Below are 23,880 nucleotides of genomic sequence, written 5' to 3'. Positions count from 1 at the left end.
CCGCCACCGTTCCCGCAGCCGGCACCCCGGCCGCGGCCGCCCCCGCCCCGCGCGGCTCCGGAGGAGCGGCGGCCACGGGTCCCACGGTCGACAACCGGTTCTGGTACACCCACCGGCACTGGAGCGCCGGCACCCACCGGGGCACGGCCGCCGTCGCCGGCGACCGCCCCGGCCTGACCCTCGCGGCGGCCACCGCCCGCAGCGAGTACGCCGACCCGCACACCGGCCGCCGCAGCACCTGGGAGTACGCGACCTGGACCTCGCCCGTACACCGCCCGGCCGTGCCCGCCACCGAGGCCGTCGTCTCGTGGAACGCGCGCACCCCCGCCGGCAGCTGGATCCAGGCCGAGCTGCGAGGCTCGTACACCGACGGCACCGCCACCCCCTGGTACGTGATGGGCCGCTGGGCCTCCTCGGACGCCGACATCCGCCGCACCTCGGTGAACGGGCAGACCGACGGGAGGTCCACCGTGTGGACCGACACCCTGGCCGTGGACCGGCCCGCCTCCGGGCTGCGGCTGCGGGCCTGGCGGCTGCGGCTGACCCTGTACCGCCGCCCGGGCGCCGCCGAGGCCCCCGTGGTGTGGCTGGCGGGAGCGATGGCCTCGGACGTACCCGACCGCTTCACGGTGCCGGCCTCCACCCCCGGCCCGGGCCACGAGCTGCCCGTGCCGCGCTACTCGCAGGAGGTGCACACCGGCCGCTACCCCCAGTACGACAACGGCGGCGAGGCCTGGTGCAGCCCCACCTCCTCGCAGATGGTCATCGAGTACTGGGGACGCAAACCCACCCGCGAGGCCCTGGCCTGGGTCGAGCCCGGCTACTCCGACCCGCAGGTCTGCCACGCGGCCCGGCACACCTACGACTACGCCTACAAGGGCTGCGGCAACTGGCCCTTCAACCCCGCCTACGCGGCCACCTACCCCGGCCTGGCCGGCGTGGTGACCCGCCTCACCTCGCTCACCGACCTGGAGCGGCTGGTCCGGGCGGGCATCCCGGTGATCACCTCGCAGTCCTTCCGCAAGGAGGAACTCACCGGAGCCGGGTACGGCACGGCGGGCCACCTGATGACCGTCGTCGGCTTCACCCCGGCCGGCGACGTGATCGCCAACGACCCCAACTCGCCCACCAACAGCGCCGTCCGGCGGGTCTACCGCCGCCGGGAGTGGGAGAACGTCTGGCTGCGGACCAAGCGGTACGACGCGAACGGCAAGGTCAAAAGCGGTACCGGCGGTATCTGTTACATCTTCTGGCCGGTCGAGTCAGCACCAAGTCAGCACAGCGCGCTGCAGAAGCTCGGCCTGCTGTGAGCATGCACGGCCCCACGGCCGTCTCCACGATCTGACGGCACCGCTCCTGACCGTCCTGCGTGAGGTGGCCGTACCGGTCCACCGTGACCTTGATCGAACGATGTCCGAGCTGGCGAGACACTCCGTGAATGGACACTCCGTTGGTCAGGGCCACGGTGGTCCATTTATGCCGCAAGTCGTGCGGGTTGTATGCGGGCAGATCGAGCCGCCTGATCGCGCGGTCCACGACTTGCGCGGGGGTTAGGGTCACGGCTGGATCGTGGTGTTGTCGCCGGTGACGGCCGTGCCGATGGTCTGTGCGGCGATGGACCGCTCGCCAGACGCGGTGATCGTCACCGCACCGGCCGCAGGAAGCTGGGCGGCCAGTTCGGCAAGCAACTGCGGATCCTCCCGTAGCGTCCGCTTGATCTGCTGGCGCAGGGCGGCAGCAGCATCGGCGTCCCCCGGTTCCTCGGCTGCCTCACGTACCGCCGCCTCCAGTTCCGGGCGTCCGGCCGGGCTCCGGCGCCGCCAGACCGCGTGCAGAATACTGCGCCCTGCGTTCGCCGTCGCTCCCACAGCAGCGTCCTCAGCCCGGGCCAGCACCCCCGCACCATAGGCACCCAGGGCCGCGCTCAGATACGGCCCTGCCTGCTCCATGAACTGCACGATCTCCGCTCCCACAATCCACCTCTGAATTCCCGTTATTGACTGAGGCCAGGGCATCAGACTAGGACGCCCAGCCAGCGCGCACGCGGCGACTCCGCAATTCGCGGCCCGTCGATCGGCCTCACTCCACGCGGGTTAAGCGAACACCTTCCTGACTCTGGCGCAGCCGGCCATACCTCGACCACCAGGCCGCTGACCAGGGAAAACGGAGAACTTGCGCTGGCATACGAACGGCCAGCCGCCGAAGCGGCCTACTTGGCTGAGTCGATCCTTGCGCGGATCTGTGCGACGAGCGGGTTCTCTGGGCCCAGGACGGGCTCGATCCGGTCGAGGGCTGCGCGATAGAGGGCGATCGCCTTTCGGTGTGCGCCGGCCTCCTGGTGGCTGTCCGCCAGGGCGAGTTGGGCGGTCAGGACATTCGGGTGGTCGCCGAGGGTCTGTTGCCAATGGGAGAGGTTGGCTTCGTACAGTGGCACGGCCAGATCGGGTCGGCCGTCGAACCGGTAGATCTCGGCCAGGCACTGCCGTTGCTCGAGTGTGTCCGGGTGGGTGGCGCCGAGTTCCTTCTCGGTGAGCGCGACGCTGTGTTCCAGTAGTTCGGTCGCCTGGGCGGGGCTGCCAGACCTGCCGTGGGCGCGGGCCAGCATGGTGGTGCAGTGGAGTGTTTGCGGGTGGGCGCCGCCGAGTTCGGCCTCCAGCTGTGCGCGGATGTCCTCCAGGACGGCGACTGCCTGTGCCGCGTTGCCGGACTCGAGGTGGGCGGCGGCCAGGTTCGTCCGGCCGGTGACAGTGTGAGGGTGCGTGTCGCCGAAGACGAGGCTGGCCTTTCGCACGGTGGCCTCGAGAAGTTGGACGGCGCGCTGGGGGTCGCCGACTGTGAGGTGTGCAATGGCCAGGTTGCTGCGACACACCACGGTGTGCGGGTGGTCCTCGCCGAGCGACCGGATGCACCGTTCCAGTGTTGTCTCCGCGAGATGCACGGCCCGTGCCGGATCGTCCGTCTGGCGCAGCGCGTCGGCCAGGCCGATGTAGTTGGCCAGAGTGTCCGGGTGCGCATCGCCGAAGACCTGCTCGCACTGGGCGACGACGGTCTCGAACAGCGGGACGGCGCGCACCGGGTCGCCCGCCGCAAGGTGGGCCTTCGCGAGGCCGCTGCGGGTGGCGAGGGTGTGGGGGTGGGTCTCGCCGAGCAGCGCGGCACGGTGCTCGAGGACGGTGCCGTACTCGGCGATCGCCCGTCCGGAGTCCCCGGCGGCCTGGTACGCCTGCGCCAGCCCGTTCCTGGTGGTCAGTGTCTGGGGGTGTGCGTCGCCCAGCAGGTGGGCGCTCTGCGCGGCCGCGGCCTCCAGCAGTGGGAGCGAACGGGACGGGTTCCCGGCGTCCCGGTAGGCGCAGCCGAGGTTCGCGCGGACGGTAATGGTCTCCGGGTGCGCCTCGCCGTACACCTCGTCGCACCGGGCCAGGGCCGTTTCGAGATGCCGCGCCGCCCGGTCGGGGCGTCCGGCGATCGCATAGGCGTAGGCGAGGTTGCTCCGGCTGGTGATGGTTGCGGGATCGCTGTCGCCGAGCGCCTGCTGCCGTTGGGCGAGCACGGCGGTGTACATCGGAATGGCGCGGGACAGGTCGCCTGAGGCGAGGTAGGCCGCCGCAAGGCCGTTCCGGCTGGTCAGCGTGGCGGGATGGGTTGGTCCTAGCGATCGCTCGTACTGCGTGAAGGTCGCTACATGCAGAGAGATGGCACGATCCAGGTCCCCGGACGCGTGATAGGTGCGGGCCAACTCCTCGCAGCTGACGAGAGTGTCGGGGTGGTTGTTGCCAAGTGCTTGCCTACGTCGCACCAACGTCTCTTCGTGGAGTGCGACGGCACGGGCCAGATCGCCGGAGTCACGGTAGGAATTGGCAAGGTTGGAGGTCACGGTGAGCGTCCCCGGGTGCGAGTCGCCGAAGACCTGCGCACATTGGGCGACCATCGGTTCGAGGATCGCGATGGACCGGCCGAAGTCACCGGCTCCGTGATAGACGTTGGCCAGGTTCGCGCGGACCTTCATGGTGAGTTCGTGCTCGGCACCGGCGAGCGCTTCGCAGCGGGCGAGGGCCGCTGTGAGCAGCGGAACGGCGCGGGCGTCGTGACCGAGGCCACGGAGATAGCTTGCGGCACTTGCGTACCATCCGGCGGGAAAGGTGTCTGCGTGCCCGTCAGGAGTGGTGGCCGCGAGTGCGACGAGGTGTGGGAGCAGCCGATCCCATGCGGGGGACCGGCCAGAGCCGGGCGGTTCTCCCAGCGGGATGACCGCGGCGCACAGCAGCCGTTCGGCTTCGAGTCGGCCAGCCGACGCCGTGCCACCAGAGGGCGACTGGCTCCGGAGGGTGGCCTGGACCAGTCGGTGGACGCTCACCGTGTCCTGGGTGAGGGAGACCATGCAGTAGACGCCAAGGACCCCAAGGGCCTCGTGGAGTTCGTCGCTGTCGTCAGCGATAGGGGCCAGCAGTTCCACCGGGATGTCATCGGGCGCCAGCCACGCCAACGTGGACAGGACGGATACTGCCAGGGGGCTGCGCTCCGTGAGGGTGCTGATCGTCTGGCGCCAGATCCGGGCGACGGTGCGCTCTGGGTCGACGCCTTCAGCAGCCTTGTCCAACGCGCTGATCAGCCTTCGGCGGTAGCGCTCGATGCCGATCGTCGGGTTCTGCGCCAGGTAGGCGCCGGCCTGCATCAGACCGATGGGAAGCTGCCCCAGGTCAGCGGAGAGGGCCCGGGCTTCATGCACCTGGCGGTGGGTCGGCGGGTTCTCGCCGAGCGCATACCTACAGAGGAGTTCACACGCCGCAGCCAGGTCGAGTACGTCCAGGGCCAGCGTCGCGACGGATGTCGGCCAGCCGGCCGACCGTCGGCTGGTGGCGATGACGTAGCCGTTCAGCGAGCCGATGTAGGGCCGCAGATCGGCTGGATCTTCGACATTGTCGAAAACCAGCAGCCAACCTGGATGCCACTGCAACCACATCATCGCCCAAGCGGCGCGCTCTTCGGTCGATACGGTGCCGGCCCACGTGGGGATCAGCCGTAGTGCGAGGTCGGCCAGCGATTGCTCGATGCTGGCGGGAGATCCAGCGGCGATCCACCATGCCACGGTGTGGTCGTGGCGGTGTCTGTGGGCATACTCGAGCGCCAGCGTACTCTTGCCGACGCCGCCGAGGCCCTGGATGACGGCAGTCCGGGCGGCTCGCTGCCCGGGCTCCGCCTTGAGCGTGCCGCGCAGCCAGCCCAGCGCGTCCGTGCGGCCCAGACATAGCGGAATCGGCGGCAGGTTGGTGAACGCGGCAGGCGCCTGGACATCGCGCGCCGAGTTCAGCAACTCGGCCGTGAGGATGGTGACCGGGCCGGTGATCGCCGTCCCAATGTGATGGGCGGCGACAGCCCCGGATCCTGTTGCCTCAAAGGTGAAGTTCGTCATCGTAAAACCCGTCGCCCCCGTCGCCGACGATGTACGCCGACTGTTCTCTACCGCTTCCGGGCGCGACTCGGCCCGGAAGAAGTTGCCGCACTGATGGCTTGCTGAGTGCACTCATTTCGGTCCGTTCTCCGGGCCGGTCGGACGTCTCGCTCTCCTGCACGGAGCGTACGCGTTCCCCATGTCGGGTCAGTATCGGCCGGGCTGCGGCGGCGGGCAGGTGGCTTGGAGTCGGGCAACTCGTCACTCATACGATCGCCGATGGGAGGCCGGGCACGCTCCTTGCAGGAGTCAGCGGTCTCGGTACTCCTGATGTGGGCGTGACATTTGACGACAGAACCTAGTAGTGCTTGTTAGCTGGTCTTGTCACGGTTGGTGTTCGGTAGTTCGCTGCTTGTATGAGGGCGGGTGAGCTTGCGCAGTGTCGGGGTCGGTTGGAGGAGTTCGCTTCCGAGGTGTTCGCGCCGCTGGTGCGGCGGGACCAGCGGCGCGAAGGGCGGCCTGTATCTGCGTGGCCTGCTGCTGGACGGCCGCCGGAAGTCGATGCAGCCGATGGCCGAACGGCTCGGTGTCGACCACCAGCAGTTGCAGCAGTTCATGACGTCCTCCACCTGGCCGGTCGCACAGGTACGGGCCGGACTGGCATGGCGGGCCGTGCGGGTGGTCCGTCCGCAGGTGTGGGTGGTGGACGACACCGGCCTCCCCAAGGACGGCACCGCTTCGCCCGGGGTGGCCCGCCAGTACTCGGGCACCTTGGGCAAGGTCGGCAACTAGATCGGCGTGAGCGTGCACGCCGCCTCCGACACGGCCTCGTGCGCTCTGTCCTGGCGGCTGTTCCTGCCCGAGAGCTGGGACAGAGCCGAGGCAGTCGGTCGGCGCAAGGCATGTCACATCCCCGAGAGCGAACACCACCGGCCCAAGTGGCAGCTCGCCTTGGACATGCTCGACGAACTCGCAGGGATCGGGCTGCGGCCCGCCGCGTTGGTGGCGGACACCGGCTACGGCGCGAACGCCGACTTCCGGCACGCCCTGGAAGACCGGTGCCTGGCCTATGTCCTCCAGGCGAAAGCCGAGATGACCGCTCACGGGCAGGAAGCGGACCCGCACCAGCCCGCATACCACTTCGAGGGCCGCTCGTTCGCCGGCTGGCACCGGTACGTCACCCTCGTCACCGCCGCCCACCTGTTCCTGACCGAACAGCGGAGGACCCCAAAGGCCCCTGCCAGGGCCTGACCATCTACCAGGCCCTGGACCTCCTCCAACACCTCATCGCCACCTGGACCGCCACCTGCCCCACCTGCCGACAAACCATCCCATGGCACCCCTACGACACCACCTAACAAAGCACCACAAGTGGCCTCTACGACGCGACTGACGCGGTGGGCCTGGAGGCAGTCCGGGTTGCCGGCGAAGTATGGCTGACACATCTGCCACGGCTCAAGGGACGCGAACGGCTTGGACGATTGCCCCTCACATCGGCCAGAACTCCGTTGCCGGATCGTGACCACACGAGCTGGCCTTGTCCAGAAAGCCTGTACGAACGACCCGCCTCGCGAACTACCGTTCGGCGGTACAGGGGGTGGGGGTCGTCGGATGACTCGTGCTCCGGGGGACGTCCGGCGGCACGGGGGGTTCTTTGATGACTGTCCAGCGCGTGGTACGCGGCCGGACGGGCGTGACCGTCATCCTGGCCATGGTGCTCACCATGTCCGGGCTTTCCTCGCCCGAGCTGCTCCGCAGCACCGCCGCGACGGTGCCGGACGTCGGGTCGGCGGTCACCGGGCCGGAGGGGCCGGAGGGCACGTCGTTCAACCCGAACCAGATCAAGGACATCAAGGCGGCCGACCCCGGCTCCGGGGTGAACCTGGTCGAGGCGCCCTCGGCGAACAACAGCGGTGACGCGCGCTTGTCGTACCCACTGGAGGTGCCGAAGGGCCGCGCCGGCCTGGAGCCGAAGCTGGCCGTCACCTACAACTCGTCGGGCACGAACGGGTGGCTCGGCGTGGCGTGGGACCTCTCCACCCCGATGGTCACGGTCGACACAAGGTGGGGTGTGCCGCGCTACGACGCCGGACTGGAGACCGAGACCTACCTGCTGGGCGGCGAGCAGCTGACCCCGGTGGCGCACCGGAGCGAGTTACAGGCGCGCACTGCGGAGAAGGTGTTCCACTCCCGGGTCGAAGGCTCGTTCGACCGGATCGTGCGCCACGGCGACAGCCCCGCGAACTACTGGTGGGAGGTCACCGACAAGCAGGGTGTCCGCACGCTCTTCGGCGGCACGGCCGACAGCACGCTGACCGACGGCAAGGGCCGCGTCGCCACCTGGGCGGCGCGGGAGGTCCGCGACGGCAACGACAACGTCCTGCGCTACCGGTACGCCAAGGTGGCCGACGGCGGCACGGCGGGCTCCATGGTGCCGGGCAGCGACCTGTACCCGCAGAAGATCACCTACACCGGCCGCGGCGACACCGACGGCAGGTACTCGGTGACGTTCATCCGGGACCGTGAGCGTGACGAGCCCCGCCGGGCGGACGTGCGGATCGACGCCAAGTACGGGTTCAAGAAGGTCACCGCCGACCTGCTGCGGCGCGTCGAGGTCAAGCTGGACGACCAGCTGATCCGCGCCTACGAGCTGAACTACCGGACCGGCGCGTTCGCCAAGACGCTGCTCACCTCGGTGTCACAGTTCAGCGAGAGCAACCAGCTGTTCAACACCCACACGTTCGACTACTTCGACGACGTGCGCGACCCGTCGGGGAGCTACAACACCTTCGCCGACGCGGCGGGTTGGTCGGTGCCGGACGACGACCTCGGGGTGAACATCCGCGAAGGCGAGGCCAGCGCGATCTCGGCGAACACGTCGGCCGGCTTCGGGGCGCACCTGTTCGCGGGCTACAACGTGCAGGGGCTGACGACCAAGGAGGGCTCCGTCGGGTTGAAGGTCGGGTTCAGCGCGGGCCAGTCCGACGGCCTGTCGACGCTGACCGATGTGAACGGCGACAACCTGCCGGACAAGGTGTTCCGCAAGAACAACGACGTGTTCTACCGGCCCAATCTGGCCAGACCAGGGGGTGAACCGAAGTTCGGCGACACGCCGGTCAAGCTCACCAACCTCCCGGGAATCTCGACCGAGCGCACGCTGTCCGGCACCATCGGCGTCGAGTCATACGTCCTGACCACCTCGGCCCAGCTGGACTTCGTAGGCACCACGACCACCTCGGACCGGTTCTTCAGCGACGTCAACGGCGATGGCATAGCCGACCTGGTGAACAACGGCGGCGTGCTGTTCGGCTACCTGGACGCCCAGGGGCAACCCGCCTACAGCGCGGACTCCAGCCGCACCCCGGTGCCGGTCGGGGGCGGCGCGGTGACCGGCGAGATCGTCGGCGATCAGACCGCGCAGTTCAACCAGCAGGTGGACAACTCGCCGCTGCTGGACACGGTGCGCCGCTGGGTCGCGCCGTTCGACGGCAACGTCCGCGTGGACGGCCGCGTACAGCTGACCCAGGATCCCTCCCCGGCACGGGCGGCCTACACCAAGGCCGACGGTGTGCGGGTCACCATCCAGCACAAGGACGCCGAACTCTGGGCGCAGCGGATCGGCCCCGACGACCACACCGAGTTCACCCCGGGCAATGTGGCGTCGATCCCGGTGAAGAAGGGTGACGCGCTCTACTTCCGTACCCAGTCCATTCTGGACGGCAAGTACGACACCGTGGCGTGGGACCCGGAGATCACCTACACCGACCTGCCGGCCGGCACGGACGCGAACGGGCTGGCGAACACCGTCTTCCGAGCGTCGGCCGACTTCACCTTCGGCGGCAGGCCGTCCTTGGTGACCGTGCCGGTGAACGGCACGCTGCGGCTGACCGGGGACGTGGTCAAGTCCAAGGCCACCTCGGACGACGTGACCGTCGTGATCGAGAAGGGCAACGGCGTCCACCCCGGCGCAGAGGTGTTCCGCAAGGTCCTGCCCGCCGCGTCGACCGGCACCACCGCGATCGACGTGAGCATCCCGGTCAGCATGTTCGAGAAGATGTCGTGGAAGCTGAAGACCGACTCCCCGATCGACGCCTCGGCGGTCAGCTGGGCGCCGAAGGCGCACTACACGGCCGCGCAGGGGGTCGAGTCGGTCGTCGACGCCAAGGGCGATCCCACGCTGGTGATCACCCCGCCGTACGACATGACCATGTACCCGGCGAACACCCTCACCGCGCCGCAGCAGTCCTACAAGGCCACCAAGACCGGCCAGTTGAAGGTGCGGCCGAAGGTGTCCCTCAACTTCGGGTTCTTCGGTGACGCCAACATTGCGTTGACCGTGAAGAAGCGCGGCGGGGAGCTGCTCGGCAAACGGATCTTCCAAGCCAAGGACCTCTCCCCCTTCGGCGGTCCGAACCTGGACCTGACCGTGCCGGTCACCGCCGGCGACGAGCTCTACATCGACTACTCCACGGCGGACACCAGACTGCTCGGCAGTCTCATCGAGCAGTCCGCGTCGGTCACCTACGACGTGACCTCCAGCTGGCCGACCTTCACCCCGGCGCCCAGCGCCATGCACGGTTCCGTCGGGCAGGGCGCCTTCGCCCAGCCCTACCGCGGCTGGGGTGTGATCGGCTACCAGGGCAACCGCGACCGCGCCACGCAGCCGCTCAAGCAGGCCGAACTCACGCTGGACCAGAGCTTCAAGGACGCACTTCCCAAGGAGCCCAAGGAAGCGGACGTCCCGGTGTTCGCCGCGGATCCCCGGCTCACCATGCCACGGCTTGCGGTGTTCGCCCCCGTACCGGCCAAGGGCGGCTGGGCCGCCCAGGACGAGTCCTCCTGGGTCACCGCCGCGATGGCGACGAGTTCCCGCCTCGGCGCGGACACCATCGACATCGTCACCGACGCCGACGTGGCGGGCGACCGGGCGGTGATGCGCCGCGGTGTTACCGGCCAGGTGTCGGCCACCCTCGCGGCCGGCCCGTTCGGCGGCACCGTGGTCGGCGGGATCACCGCGGGTTCGGTCGACTACCTCGACCTCAACGGCGACGGCTACCCCGACGTCGTGGGCGCCAAGGAGATCCAGTTCTCCGACATGACCGGCGCGCTCGGCGCCACGCGCGGCACCCTCGGCGGCAACGTCCGCGAGGCGGACAACGTCTCCGGCAACGTGTCGCTCTCCGCGGGCAGCGAGACCGCCACCATCGCCAGCGCACTGGGCATGGCCGCGCCCGACGCGGGCACCAGCGCCAACACCGCCACCACCGGCGCGGTCCAGCCGTCGCTCGGCATCGGCGGCAGCCTCGGCGGCGGCGAGTCCGACGTCCGCGTCGACCTGATGGACATCAACGGGGACGGGCTGCCGGACAAGGTGTTCGGCAACGGCGACGCCCAGTTGAACCTCGGCTACTCCTTCGCCGCCCGCGAACCCTGGTCGGCCGGACCGATCAACGACGCGTCCACCCGCAACGTCGGCGTCAACCTCGGCTTCAACGTCGACCGCTACGGCTTCGCGGGCGGCGTGTCCGCCGAGCTGGGAACCTCGTACACCAACGCGAGCATGACGGACGTCAACGGCGACGGCCTCACCGACCGGGTGTTCACCGACGGGGCCAACCCGATCAAGGTCGCGGTCAACACCGGCACCGGCTTCACCGCGCCCGCCCCCTTCCGCGGCAGCTTCCCCGACATCGCCGTCGACAAGAACGCCAGCCTCGGCGGGGGCGTCTACTTCACCGTCGGCCTGCCCACTCCCGTCGGCGTCTTCGTCTTCAACCCCGGCGTCAACGCGTCCACCGGCGTCAGCCGGGCCGAAACCAGCCTGCGGGACGTCAACGGCGACGGCCTGGCCGACCACGTCAAGTCCACCCGGGACGACGAACTCCTGGTCGCGGTCAACAAGACCGGCCGCACCAACCTGCTGCGCTCGGTCAGCCGGCCGATGGGCGCCCGTATCGACCTGGACTACACCCGGTCGGGCAACACCGCCGACATGCAGGAGAGCCGCTGGGTGCTGTCCCGCACCTCGGTGTTCGACGGGCTCGCGGGTGATGGTGCCGACACGAGTCTGACCACCTTCCGCTACGAGCAGGGCCGCTACGATCGGCTGGAGCGCGAGTTCCTCGGCTTCGGCCGCGTGGTGACCGAGGACCGCGACACCGGTACGGACGACGCCGTTCGCCGCACGGTGACCGACGAGTACCGCACCGACGGATACGTGAGCCGCGGCCTGCTCACCCGCACGCTGACCGAGGACGGCGCCGGACACCCGTACCGCGAGACACTCAACACCTACCGGCTGCTCGACACCTCCACGGACCAGGAAGCCGACCCGAAGAGCCGGACCGCCACCGTCTTCCCGCAGCTCACCCGCGTCGAGGAAAGGCACTACGAAGGCGCGGCCACCGCGGGAAAGTCCACGTTCACCGACCTTTCCTACGACGGGTACGGCAACGTCATCCGCACCTTCGACGCGGGTGACGAGGGCACCGCGGACGACCTGGAGACCGCCTTCGCCTACAGCGGCTCCGACACGCAGTGCCGCGACCGGAACCTCGTCGGCACCGCCAACGTGGTACGGCAGAAGGCCGCGGCCACCGGCGCACTCCTGCGCCACCGCGAATCCACCGTCGACTGCGCGACCGGCGCCGTGCGCCAGGTACGCGAGTACCTCGACGACGACACCCCGGCCGCCTCCGACCTGACGTACCACCCGGACGGGAACCTGAAATCGGTGACCGGTCCGGCCAACGCCAAGGGGCAGCGCTACAAGCTGGAGTACGGCTACGACACCACCGTCGGCGTACACGTCGAGTCCGTCGAGGACAGCTTCGGCTACCGCTCGTCCACGGCGTACAACCTCAAGTACGGCCAGCCGGAGCGGAACACCGACCAGAACGGCCAGCCGCTGCGGATGTCCTACGACAGCGTCGGCCGGCTCGACAAGGTGACCGGGCCCTACGAGAAGGACGGCGACCAGGCCACGATCACCTTCGGCTACCACCCCGAGGCGACCGTCCCGTACGCCACGACCAAGCACCTCGACCGTGCCGCCGCGGGCGTACGCGACGACACCATCGACACCGTCACCTTCGCCGACGGGCTCAAGCGTGTCCTGCAGACGAAGAAGGACGCCTCGGTGTCCGCCTCGCCCGGGGCCACGCCCACCCAGGTGATGACGGTCTCCGGCCGGTTGAAGTTCGACCACCTCGGCCGCGCCGTGGAGAAGTACTACCCGGTGACCGAGGACAAGGGAGCCGCGAACACCACGTTCAACGCCTCCTTCGACACCGTGGCACCCACGAAGGACACCTTCGACGTTCTGGACCGTTCGGTCAGGACCGTGCAGCCGGACGGCGTCACCATCAGCACCGGATACGGATTCGGCCAGGACCGGGCGGGCACCACCCGCTTCGAGCGGACGGTGACCGACGGCAACGGCAAGGAGCGCCGCACCTACACCGACGTCCGGGGTGCCGTCACCTCGGTGAAGGAGTTCAACGGCTCCTCGGCGATCTGGACCAGTTACGCGTACGACCCCACGGGGCAGGTCACGACGATCACCGACGACAAGAACAACGTCACGCGAGCCGGCTACGACGCGCTGGGACGCCGCACGTCGTTCGACAGCCCGGACGCAGGGCGCTCCGAGACGCGCTACGACCTCGCCGGGAACGTCACGTCGAAGATCACCGCGAACCTGCGGGCGGCGGACAAGGCCGTCGAGTACGACTACGAGTACTCACGGCTGAAGGCCATCCGCTACCCGACGTTCCCGGAGAACAACGTCTCCTACGAGTACGGAGCCCCCGGCGCACCGGACAACGCGGCCTCGCGCGTCACCGAGGTCCACGACGCGGCGGGAACGGTGCAGCGCGCCTACGGGCCGCTGGGCGAGGTGATCAAGGAGACCCGCACGATCACCGCCGTCCGCGACGCCCCGCGCACCTACACCACCGCCTGGCGCTACGACGCCTTCAACCGTGTGCTGGAGATGACCTATCCCGACGGCGAGGTCCTGACCTACGCCTACGACTCGGGCGGCCAGGTCGGCCGGGCCACCGGATCCAAGAACGGCACCGGATACACGTACCTGGACCGGATCGACTACGACAAGTTCGGGCAGAAGATCCTCCAGCAGACCGGCAACGGGGTGCGCACCACCTACACCTACGACGCCGAGGACCGCCGACTCGCAGCACTGAAGTCCGTGGAGCCGGGCGGAACCGCGTTCCAGAACCTGGGCTACACGTACGACAAGATCGGCAACATCACCTCGCTGGCGAACAACGCGCCGCAGGGCGGGGACATCGGCGGTCCGAGCAGCCAGACCTACGGATACGACGACCAGTACCGGCTCACCTCCGCGTCCGGCCGGTACACGGACAAGAACAACGCGGTCAACACGTACACACTGAGCCTGGGCTACGACTCGATCCACAACACCACGAGCAAGTCGCAGACCCACGAGGTCACCGGCGGCACCCCGGCCTTCCCGGTCGGAGGCGGCGGAGCCGGGCCGATCGAACCGGTCGAGGACCCGTCCAACCCGAGCGACGTCCAGGACCGGACGACGTACGCCTACACGTACGCCTACGCCGGCGCCCGGCCACACGCCCCGACCAAGGTCGGTCCGATCGACCACGCCTACGACGCCAACGGCAACCTGATCGGAACGGTCAACACAGCCGTCGCCGACAAGCGCCGGCAGTACGTGTGGGACGAGGAGAACCGCCTCGTCTGCAACCAGGACACAGCGACCGGCACCCTCACACAGGACCCGAGCGGCTGCGCCGGCGCCACCGTCTCCTACGTCTACGACGACAAGGGCGACCGCGTCGTCAAGCGCAGCGACGACGGACTCTCTCTCTACCCGAACCGCTACTACAGCGAACGCGACACCACCGGCTACAAGCACGTCTTCGTCGGCGACGGCCGCGTGACGACCAAGGCCGTCGCGACCACCGGTCCCGAGGACGCCCAGCAGTTCTTCCACGCCGACCACATAGGCTCCTCCGGCTATGTCACCGACAAGCAGGGCAAGGTCACCGAGCACCTGGAGTACTTCCCGTACGGGGAAACCTGGGTGGAGGAACGGACCGGACAGGCGGACACGCCCTACCAGTTCACCGGCAAGGAACTCGACGCGGAGACCGGGCTCTACTACTACGGAGCCCGCTACTACAACCCGCGGACCCAGCTCTGGGCGAGCACCGACCCGGTGCTGCCCGACTACCTCGACGGGGACATGGCGGGCGGCATCGCCGAGCCGCGCAACCTCGCCGCCTACACCTACACCCACAACAACCCGGTCAAGCTCACCGACCCGACCGGCAAGTGGCCGAAGATGCCGTCGTGGAAGACGATCGGCCACACCACCCTCGACGTCGTCGGCATGGTCCCGGTCGTCGGTGAGGTCGGCGACCTGGCCAACGCGGGCTGGTACGCCGCGGAAGGCGACTACGTCAACGCCGGCCTCTCCGCCGCCTCGGCCATCCCGGGCGCGGGCTACGCGGCGAACGCCGCCAAGTACGGCAACAAGGCACTCGACGCCGCACAGGCCGCCAAGAACGCCAACAACGCCGCCGACGCGGCAACGACGGCCAAGGCGGCCGAGACCGCACCCGTACCGAAAGCAGCGGACAGCCCTCCGGCACCGAAACCGGCCGACAGCGGATCTGCTCCCAAGGCCGCCGACCCCGGGGCAGGGACCTGCAACAGCTTCACCCCGGACACCGGGGTCGTGATGGCCGACGGCAACCACAAGGCCATAGAACAGGTGCGCGTCGGCGACGAGGTCACCGCCACCGACCCGGTGACCGGAGAAACCGGCCCGCGCACGGTCACCGCGCTCATCACCGGTGAGGGCGAGAAGAACCTGGTCGAGATCACCGTCACCAACGCCGGCGAACATTCGGGCAAGGTCGTCGCGACGGACAATCACCCGTTCTGGGCGCCCGAACTCGGCAAGTGGCTCTACGCCAAGGAAATCGTCCCCGGAACGCTGCTGCAGACCGGCAACGGCACCTACACCCAGGTGAGCGCCGTGCGCGCATGGACCCAGCACAAGCGGGTCCACAACCTCACGGTCGATGACCTGCATACGTACTATGTGCTGGCCGGAAGCACGCCGGTACTCGTTCATAACTGCAATATTTCGATGGGTGAGGCCGTTAGTCGTGGCGCGGCACACGTTGATGACAATGCAACGGTGGTGCGGTCCGGCAGCGGCGGAGTTCAGTTCATGAGCACGACCGTAGACGACGCTGGCAATACGACCAGGAAGATTGCGCGATTTGATGTGAACCCCAATAGTGCGCACGTTCAGAAACTGGGACCGCACCTGAATCTAGAAACTCAGATCAATGGGAAAACGGTTACTAGTGGGCCGCTCAAGGATCCGCACACAGCAATCGATCCATCCACGATCCGGCCGGGCGACTACTGGCCCTAGGCCATCGGAGGAGGCGCGATGTTGAAAGTATTGGAGGGCGGTTCGACCGGAGAATTGGAGCTTTCTGGAACCCGCTCCGAGTTGCTGGCCTTGGGGCGGAAGCTGCGGAGCGGTAGAGGGGAAATCCTCCTGTCGAAGGTCTCAAATGCCTTCCCGTACGCCAGATCGTTGCTGCGAATCGAATTTCAGCAAGCGAGCGGGAAGATTAGGATGTCTTCTTCCGGAGGCGGTGAAGCTTTGACGATTGAAGGCAGACTGGAGTCCCTTTGTCTCCTTGCCGAGAACATCGAAAGCTTCGCATTGGAAGCGGATCAGGATGACCACCTTCATGTGGATTACTTTCCAGGGCATGACTATCTGGACAAGTGGTCGGGCTCGTTGGTTGTCGCCATCGACAGCGATTCGATCCAGTCGTCCTGAAGTGGCTTGGTGCAAACACGACGCACCCGAACGCGCGGGCGCGGGCGCGGGCGTGAGCGTGGGGGTGCGCGTGGGGGTGAGCGTGGGGGTGACGAACGTCTCCCCCGCGGAAGCCGCAACAGCTGGCACATTGGACATCCGTCCCCTGCTCGACCAGCGATGCGAGGCACCATGACCGCGAACAGCGCCGCCCTGGACCGGGCCCGCAGTACCGTCCGTACCGGCGGGCCCGAGGACGGGTCCCGCTGGCTGGAGAACGTCATGGGCTGGACGCTCGTGGTGGTCGTGGCCATGTTCGTGACGCAGGTCGGCTGGCTGTAGGAGCACGGCAGGAACACCGGGCCCGGGCGCGTATGCGCACCGGGCCCGTCGGCGTACTGGTCCGAATGGCCTGCCGGCCCGCGCGCCACGGATCCCCTCTTCCTATGGTCGGAACCGATGGAGGGGGCCCGCCGACCGAGGACGAAGAGCATGAGCGACGAGCACAGCGCGACCGTGATGGCCGACGACGGAGTACCCAAGCACGTCGAGTACACGGGCAGGTACCTGGTCCTGCTCGACCAGGACGATCCCGGCGCCGGGCTGGAGGCACTGTCCTCGGGCGCCGGGGTGTCGGTGGCGGAACACGTCGAGGCCGGTGAATCCGCCACCCAGGCCCTGCGACAGGGCGGAACCGTCGTGTTCGGCGATCTGGGCATCGCCGTCGTCGAGGCCGTCGAGGGCGACCAGCGGCTGGCTCTGGAAGCCACTGTCGCCTCCAGCCGGGCCCTGGTCGGCGCGGAACCGGAGCGGGTGCTGCACGCCTACAAGAAGGACGTGGCGGCACACCCGGCCGAGTATTTCGAGGGGTACCTGCACGGGGTGGCCGACCTCGTCGAACGGGTTCGCGGAGACGGGCAGATCACCCGCCCGCTCACCCGGGCCGGGGGCCGCGGACCGCAGTGGAGCGAGGACCAGGCGACCTGGGGACTGCAGGCCGTCCTGGCGACCGAGACGGCCCTCACCGGCAGGGGCGTCGGGGTGGCGATCCTGGACACCGGCATCGACGCGGCCCACCCGGACCTGGCGGCCCGGGTGAAGCAGTCGGCCTCCTTCGTCCCGGGACAGGCGGTCGACGACGGCCACGGCCACGGCACCCACTGCGCCGGCACCGCCTGCGGCCCGCGCAACCCCGCCACCGGGCCGCGCTACGGCGTCGCGTGCGAGGCCGACATCTACGTCGCCAAGGTGCTGAGCGACCAGGGCCGGGGCAGCGACGGGCAGATCCTCGACGGCATCAACTGGGCCATGGACCGGGCGGACGTCCGGGTCATCTCGATGTCGCTGGGCGGGGCGGTCGCCCTCGGCGACGGCTTCTCGCGCATCTACGAGCGCGCCGCCCGCCGGTGCCTCAAGCGCGGCAAGGTGATCGTCGCGGCCGCGGGCAACGAGAGCCGGCGCCCGCTGGACCTGCGGCCCGTGAGCACGCCGGCCAACTGCCCGTCGGTCCTCGCGGTGGGCGCGATCGCACCGGACTTCACGATCGCCCCGTTCTCGTGCGCCGGAATGAATCCGAACGGCGGCGGGGTCGACCTGGTGGGGCCGGGCGTGGACGTGCTGTCCACGTGGCGGGACGGCGGATACCGCCGGCTGTCGGGCACCAGCATGGCCACGCCCCACGTCGCGGGTGTCACCGCGCTGCTCTGGGAGCAGAACCCGAACGCGACCGCCGCGCAGATCGTGACGCTGTTGCGCGGGGGCACGAGGGAACTCGTCCTCCCGGCGTCGGACGCAGGCCGGGGACTGGTACAGGCACCCTAGGGGTAGGAGAATGGCGAACTACTTGGGAGGCGAGATGGGCCACGTGAGCGGCGATGCGCGCATCGCGAGCGACGAGACACCCCGCGTCAGGGTCATCGTCGCGCTCGACCCGGACCATTTCGACGAGGCGGCTGCGGCCGCCCGGCGGGCCGGGCTGGTCATCGAGTCCGAGCAGCGGGCCATCGGCACGGCCGTGGGAACCGTGCCCGAGGACGCGCTGGCCGCCCTGAGCGGAGCGTACGGGGTCGAGGACGTGGAGCGGGAGCGCGAGTACCGGCTGCCGGACCCGGACTCTCCCGTGCAGTAGGCCGTCCGCCACGCCCGTCACACCGGGTCCCACCGGGTCCCACCGGCCCCCACTGGGCCCCCGTCCCCTTCCACCCCGCCCGTCCCGTCCCGTCCCGTCCCGCCGGTGCGATACTTCCCCGCATCCTGTGGTGGTACAGGGCTGTACAAGTCTGGGGCACGATGGTGGAACAAGGTCGACGACATGGTGGGAGCCGGCGCTCGCAGGTACGCAGGGCGGAACTCATAGCGATCGGCCGCAGGCTGTTCGGCGACACCCCGTACGACGCCCTGTCCATGGACGACATCGCCCAGCAGGCGGGCGTGGCCAAGGGCCTCGTCTACTACTACTTCACCAGCAAGCGCGGCTTCTACCTCGCCGTCATCGAGGACTCCGTCGGCGACCTCCTCGCGCTGGCCGCCGTACACCCGGGCCTGCCCGCCGCCGAGCGGGTGCGCCGCACCGTGGACGGCTACCTCCGCTACGCCGACCGGCACCGGGCGGCCTACCGCACCCTCGTCACCGGCGGCGTCGGCTCCGACGCCGAGGTCCTGGCCGTCCGGGACGCCGTCCGCGAGGAGCTGGCCGCGACCGTCGCCGAGGGCGCGTACGGGCACCGCGCCCTCCCGCCGCTGGCCCGGCTCGCGCTGGTCGGCTGGCTGGCCGGGGTGGAGGCCGTCACGCTGGACTGGATCGGCGTACCGGGTCCGGCGGACCGTCCCGGCCCGCTGGACCGTCCCGGCCCACCGGACCGTCCGAGCAGGACCGTGCTCTGCGCCCTGCTGGTACGCCAGCTGCGTGCCACTCTGGAGGTGATCGAGGGGTTCGTCCCCGAGTGTCCGGCACCTCCGCCCGCCCCGGCCCCCTTCGATCTTGCACCCGTGACGGGAACGGCCTGATCAGGCATACTCGACCCGCCGCAGCCACCCGATGCGCTCCTCCTGCGATCCATGAGGGGCGGCACATGGCTGCGTCAGCACCGAATCCGGCGGCGCGTCCCACACCTCACGCGCCGTCGCCGTGCCCGACGAGGGAGGAGAGCGCCGCCATGAACGACCGCGCCCCGCAGCCGGTGGACCGACAGCTGCCCACCGAGGAGTCCCGCGACCTCCTCGCGCTCGTACGCGAGATCGCCCAGCGCGAGATCGCCCCGCGCGCCGCCGAGGAGGAGGCCGACGGCCACTTCCCGCGCGAGGTCTTCACACTGCTGTCCGAGTCCGGACTGCTGGGTCTGCCGTACGACGCCGAGTACGGCGGCGGCGAGCAGCCCTACGAGGTGTACCTCCAGGTCCTGGAGGAGCTGGCCGCGGCCCGGCTCACCGTGGGCCTCGGCGTCAGCGTCCACTCCCTCGCCTGCCACGGCCTGGCCGGCTTCGGCACCGAGAAGCAGAAGGCCGAGCACCTGTCCGCCATGCTGGGCGGCGGCCTGCTGGGCGCCTACTGCCTCTCCGAGCCCTCCTCGGGGTCCGACGCCGCCTCCCTGTCGACCAAGGCCGTCCGGGACGGGGACGACTGGGTGCTGACCGGCACCAAGGCGTGGATCACCCACGGCGGTGTCGCCGACTTCTACACGGTCCTGGCCCGCACCGGGGCCGACGGCCCCAAGGGCATCACCGCCTTCCTGGTCCCCGGGGACGCAGAGGGCCTGTCCGCGGCGGCGCCCGAGAAGAAGATGGGCATGAAGGGCTCGCCCACCGCCCAGCTGCACTTCGACGGGGTGCGCGTGCCGGACTCCCGCCGCATCGGCGAGGAGGGCCAGGGCTTCACGATCGCCCTGGGCGCCCTGGACTCGGGCCGGCTGGGCATCGCCGCCTGCGCCATCGGCGTCGCCCAGGCCGCGCTGGACCAGGCCCTGGCCTACGCGCTGGCCCGCAAGCAGTTCGGCCACCCCATCGCGGACTTCCAGGGCCTGCGCTTCATGCTCGCGGACATGGCCACCAAGATCGAGGCGGGGCGCGCCCTGTACCTGTCCGCGGCCCGGCTGCGCGACGCCGGCAAGCCGTTCTCGCGGCAGGCGGCGATGGCGAAGCTGTTCTGCACGGACGCGGCCATGTCCGTGACCACGGACGCGGTCCAGGTCCTCGGCGGCTACGGCTACACGCAGGACTTCCCGGTGGAGCGCCTGATGCGCGAGGCGAAGGTCCTCCAGATCGTCGAGGGCACGAACCAGATCCAGCGCGTGGTCATCGCCCGCCACCTGGCGGGCCCGGAATCCCGCTGATCCCCGCCCGCGGGGCCGCCCGACCGCGGCGGACCCGCGGGGCCCGCCCGTACCGCCACGCCGCGACGGCACCTGCCGTCGCGGCGTCGCCGTGTCAGCGGGCGGTCTGCTCGCAGAAGAGCGGGCCGCCCGGCCACACGGAGGACGAGGTGAGGTGGGACCACTCCGGGTCGCGGCGGCCCGGCAGGGTCCGGCCCTCGACGGTCCAGCGGTCGATCAGGGCGCTGTAGATCGGCGGATCCGCCTGCTGAACCGATTCTTCGAAGGCGGGGGGTACGGGGGCGGGGGGTGCGGGGCGCCGCCGTCTGCCTGTTGAAGTGTCGAGCATGGTCATACCCGCCCAACGCGGCCCCGGCCCCCGGGGTCACTGCGCCTCTGCGTTCGACGTGTCCCCGGCCCCGAGGCCCGTCTCCGGCCCATGGCCCCCGGTCCCGCCCCGTCCCCGGCCGCCGAGCCCCGGCCCCGGCCTGGCACGCCGTGTCCCGCTGTCAGGGTGTGACAGGAGTCTGGTCCGCGGAGTGGTTTCTGACGTACCGTCAATTCCGCTGAGCCGACCCGTCCCTCCTGGGAGGAACCACGTGCCCGCGGACCGCCCCGTCGCCCTCGACGAATACCCCGTCCACCAGGCCCCGTTGTCGATGAAGCACGTCGTCAGCGGCGACCGGAACGCCTACGACCGCTGCATCTTCCACGTCTTCGACCACGCCGGCCGCGCCGTCCTGATCCTCGGCCTCGGCGTGTACCCGAACGCCGGCGTCATCGACGCCTACGCCACCCTCCGCCTCGGCGACCGGCTGCACGCCGTCCGGGCCTCCGACGCGCTCGGTGACGACCGCACGGACCTGTCCGTCGGGCCGCTGCGGATCACCGTCGACACCCCGCTCAAGCGGCTCTCCCTGCACTGCGACCCCGACCCCGCCGACCCCGGGGGCCTGTCCTACGACCTCACCTGGACCGCCGAGTTCCCCACCCTGTGGGAGCCGCACCACCTGCAGCGCCGCGGCGACCGGCTGACCCTCGAAGGCCGCCGCTTCGTCCAGGCCGGGAACGTCACCGGAGTGATCCGGGCCGGGGGAGAGGAGCTGAGGCCCACCGCCGCTCAGTGGACCGGCACCCGCGACCGCAGCTGGGGCGTGCGCCCCCTGCCCGGCGAGGCCGGCGGCCGCGCCGCCGAGGAGCACCGCACCGAGGGCTTCCACTGGCTCTGGATCCCCGTCCGCTTCGACGACCGCTTCCTCATGGTCGTCGTCCAGGAGGACGCCGACGGCCACCGCAGCCTGAACGAGGCCGTCCAGGTCTTCCCCGAGGACAGCGGCCGCCACGACGTCCAACTCGGCTGGCCGCACACCGACATCCGCTACCGACCCGGCACCCGCCACCCCGAAAGCGCCGTCGTCCACCTAACCGATCCGGCCCGCAAGCCCCTGGAACTCGGCGTGGAGATCCTGAACTCCTCCCCGCTCGCCGTCGGCGCCGGCTACCCGCCCGCCACCGACTGGCAGCACGGCAGCTGGCAGGGCCGCGGCTGGACCGACCGGCGCGTGTACGACCTCTCCGACCCGGCCGCCCACCCGACGGCCGCGTACGGGGTCACCGACCACTCGGCCCGCTTCACCCTCGACGGGCGCACCGGCCACGGCATCTTCGAGCACGGCAGTTTCGGCCGCCACGACCCCAGCGGCTTCGCCGACTTCAGCTCCGTCGCCCCGTAACTCCGCCCGCCCCAGGGGGTCCAGCATGGCCACGGCACCACGTCCCCGCACCACCACCCGCGACCCGCAGGAGCTCGGCCGCCGCCTCGGCGCCTGGCTCGGCCGCCACCTGCCCGGAGCCGAGGTCGCCGACGTACGCGTACCCGGTTCCAACGGCATGTCCAGCGAGACCCTGCTCTTCGACATCGAGCACCCGGACACCCCGGTCCGCGCCTGCGCCCTGCGGCTGGCCGCCGACCCGGCCGCGTACACCGTCTTCCCCACCTACGACATGCCCCGCCAGCACCGGGTCATGGACCTGGTCGCCCGGCACACCGACCTGCCCGTGCCGCGCGTGCGCTGGCTGGAGGAGGACCCCGGGCCGCTCGGCGCGCCCTTCTTCGTCATGGACCGGGCCGAGGGCCGGGTCCCGCCCGACGTCATGCCGTACACCTACGAGGGCAACTGGCTGCACGGGGCCACCGACGCCGAACGCGCCGAACTGCAGGAGGAGAGCATCGCGCTGCTCGCCCGCCTGCACGACCAGTTCCCCGCGAAGGAGGCCGAGTTCCTGCTGCCCGCCGGCCCGGGCAGCCCGCTGCGCCGCCACGTCGACGCCCAACGCACCTACTACGCCTGGGTGGTGCGCGACCTGCCCCGCTCCCCGCTGCTGGAGCGGGCCTTCGACCGCCTGGAGGAGCTGTGGCCCGCCGACGAGGGCGACCCCGTCCTCAACTGGGGCGACGCGCGGATCGGCAACGTCGTCTACGAGCCGGCCGGATTCCGCCCGGTGGCCGTCCTGGACTGGGAGATGGCGGGGTGCGCCCCGCGCGAGGTGGACCTCGGCTGGACCGTCTACCTGCACCGCTTCTTCCAGGACCTCACCGTCGGCTTCGGCCAGCGCGGCCTGCCGGACTTCCTGCGCCGAGAGGACCTGGAGCGCAGGTACGCCGAACTGACCGGGCACACCCCGCGCGACATGGAGTTCCACACGCTGTACGCGGCGCTGCGCCACGGCATCGTGATGCTGCGGATCGCCTACCGCCAGGCCCACTTCGGCGAGGTGGAGGTGCCGGCGGACCCGGACGGCCTGATCCTGCACCACGGCAGCCTCGCCGCCATGGTGCAGGGAAGCTACTGGTGAGCGAGGGCCTCAGGCGGCCTTCACGTGCCGTCCGCGCAGCGGCGCACCGGCCGCGGGTGCCGGCACGGGCGTCGGCGTGACCAGCCGCACCGGACGCGAGCCCGGACCGCCGACGTGCGAGAAGGGCTGCGTCCGCCAGTCCAGACCCTGGGGCAGCGACAGCACCGCGGCGGGCTCCGCCTCGACGACGGCTGCCTCGCCGACCGCCGGCAGGGCCTCCCCGACCGGCCGCCCGGTGCCCGCGCACACCGTGAGCCCGAACGGGTTCCACGGGGTCAGGCACAGCGCGTGCTGCGGGAGGAACTCCTCGTCCGCCACGAGAGCGATGGACCGGCCGCAGTCGGGGCAGGTGGCGTGGCGGATCTCGAAGCCGGACGCGTCCTCTTCGAGGTACTCGCCGTCCTCGGCGTACTCGGCCTCGCGGAGCTCGAGTGGCTCCGGTTCGGTGCGACCGGCGCGCTTGGTGTTCTGCATGG

The 23,880-nt window shown here is 70.1% G+C and carries 15 protein-coding genes and 1 pseudogene; 11 read left to right on the top strand and 5 right to left on the bottom strand.

What is annotated here, in order from left to right:
• The coding region (locus tag GPJ59_RS06745; RefSeq protein WP_219665525.1) for a peptidase C39 family protein at positions 1-1,310 on the top strand (1,310 nt) is incomplete at its 5' end.
• On the opposite strand, the gene GPJ59_RS38850 is transcribed toward GPJ59_RS06745, so the two are convergent.
• The 3 genes from GPJ59_RS38850 to GPJ59_RS06730 form a co-directional block, all read right to left on the bottom strand.
• Positions 1,216-1,536 (bottom strand): tyrosine-type recombinase/integrase, encoded by a 321-nt coding sequence (locus GPJ59_RS38850; protein WP_374200792.1) that lies wholly within the window; start codon positions 1,534-1,536, stop codon positions 1,216-1,218. The genes GPJ59_RS06745 and GPJ59_RS38850 overlap by 95 nt on opposite strands.
• 20 nt (positions 1,537-1,556) lie before the next feature.
• On the bottom strand, positions 1,557-1,949 hold the full coding sequence (locus GPJ59_RS06735; protein ID WP_219665529.1) for a hypothetical protein: 393 nt from the start codon (positions 1,947-1,949) through the stop codon (positions 1,557-1,559).
• 260 nt (positions 1,950-2,209) lie between these two features.
• Positions 2,210-5,410 carry a tetratricopeptide repeat protein gene (locus GPJ59_RS06730; protein WP_219665524.1) on the bottom strand — a complete coding sequence of 1,067 codons (3,201 nt, stop codon included), beginning with the start codon at positions 5,408-5,410 and terminating at the stop codon, positions 2,210-2,212.
• A gap of 395 nt (positions 5,411-5,805) precedes the next feature.
• Here GPJ59_RS06730 and GPJ59_RS06725 point away from each other — a divergent pair.
• The 8 genes and pseudogenes from GPJ59_RS06725 (at position 5,806) to GPJ59_RS06690 (ending at position 20,569) form a co-directional block, all read left to right on the top strand.
• A pseudogene (locus tag GPJ59_RS06725) lies at positions 5,806-6,640 on the top strand (IS701 family transposase).
• Positions 6,641-7,046: 406 nt separating this feature from the next.
• On the top strand, positions 7,047-15,842 hold the full coding sequence (locus GPJ59_RS06720) for a SpvB/TcaC N-terminal domain-containing protein (RefSeq protein WP_258023975.1): 8,796 nt from the start codon (positions 7,047-7,049) through the stop codon (positions 15,840-15,842).
• A gap of 18 nt (positions 15,843-15,860) precedes the next feature.
• A complete protein-coding gene (locus tag GPJ59_RS06715) occupies positions 15,861-16,262 on the top strand; it encodes an Imm32 family immunity protein (RefSeq protein WP_219665523.1) in 402 nt (133 codons plus the stop codon).
• Positions 16,263-16,433: 171 nt separating this feature from the next.
• Positions 16,434-16,583, top strand: a complete 150-nt coding sequence (locus GPJ59_RS06710) for an SCO1431 family membrane protein (RefSeq protein ID WP_258023974.1) — start codon at positions 16,434-16,436, stop codon at positions 16,581-16,583.
• Between the two features lie 150 nt (positions 16,584-16,733).
• The gene (locus tag GPJ59_RS06705; RefSeq protein WP_258023973.1) at positions 16,734-18,062 is read left to right on the top strand and encodes a S8 family serine peptidase; all 1,329 of its coding nucleotides are present in this window, start codon (positions 16,734-16,736) and stop codon (positions 18,060-18,062) included.
• 10 nt (positions 18,063-18,072) lie between these two features.
• Positions 18,073-18,369 carry a hypothetical protein gene (locus GPJ59_RS06700; protein ID WP_219665521.1) on the top strand — a complete coding sequence of 99 codons (297 nt, stop codon included), beginning with the start codon at positions 18,073-18,075 and terminating at the stop codon, positions 18,367-18,369.
• Positions 18,370-18,530: 161 nt separating this feature from the next.
• Positions 18,531-19,247, top strand: coding sequence for a TetR/AcrR family transcriptional regulator (locus GPJ59_RS06695; protein WP_219665520.1), 717 nt, complete (start codon positions 18,531-18,533; stop codon positions 19,245-19,247).
• A gap of 149 nt (positions 19,248-19,396) precedes the next feature.
• Positions 19,397-20,569 carry an acyl-CoA dehydrogenase family protein gene (locus tag GPJ59_RS06690; RefSeq protein ID WP_219665519.1) on the top strand — a complete coding sequence of 391 codons (1,173 nt, stop codon included), beginning with the start codon at positions 19,397-19,399 and terminating at the stop codon, positions 20,567-20,569.
• Between the two features lie 94 nt (positions 20,570-20,663).
• Here GPJ59_RS06690 and GPJ59_RS06685 read toward each other — a convergent pair whose 3' ends face one another.
• The gene (locus GPJ59_RS06685) at positions 20,664-20,897 is read right to left on the bottom strand and encodes a hypothetical protein (RefSeq protein WP_258023972.1); all 234 of its coding nucleotides are present in this window, start codon (positions 20,895-20,897) and stop codon (positions 20,664-20,666) included.
• A 310-nt stretch (positions 20,898-21,207) separates the two neighbouring features.
• On the opposite strand from GPJ59_RS06685, the gene GPJ59_RS06680 reads away from it, so the two are divergent.
• Both GPJ59_RS06680 and GPJ59_RS06675 read left to right on the top strand, forming a co-directional pair.
• On the top strand, positions 21,208-22,281 hold the full coding sequence (locus GPJ59_RS06680; RefSeq protein WP_258023978.1) for a hypothetical protein: 1,074 nt from the start codon (positions 21,208-21,210) through the stop codon (positions 22,279-22,281).
• A 25-nt stretch (positions 22,282-22,306) separates the two neighbouring features.
• Positions 22,307-23,404 carry a phosphotransferase family protein gene (locus GPJ59_RS06675; RefSeq protein ID WP_219665516.1) on the top strand — a complete coding sequence of 366 codons (1,098 nt, stop codon included), beginning with the start codon at positions 22,307-22,309 and terminating at the stop codon, positions 23,402-23,404.
• Positions 23,405-23,413: 9 nt separating this feature from the next.
• On the opposite strand, the gene GPJ59_RS06670 is transcribed toward GPJ59_RS06675, so the two are convergent.
• Entirely contained in the window at positions 23,414-23,878 is a 465-nt protein-coding gene (locus GPJ59_RS06670) for a hypothetical protein (RefSeq protein ID WP_219665515.1), read from the bottom strand.
• Positions 23,879-23,880: the final 2 nt, after the last annotated feature.

Origin of the sequence: Streptomyces bambusae (genome assembly GCF_019400985.1) — a bacterium.
Classification (GTDB): domain Bacteria; phylum Actinomycetota; class Actinomycetes; order Streptomycetales; family Streptomycetaceae; genus Streptomyces; species Streptomyces bambusae_A.
This window is presented reverse-complemented; position numbering and strand designations above follow the sequence as displayed.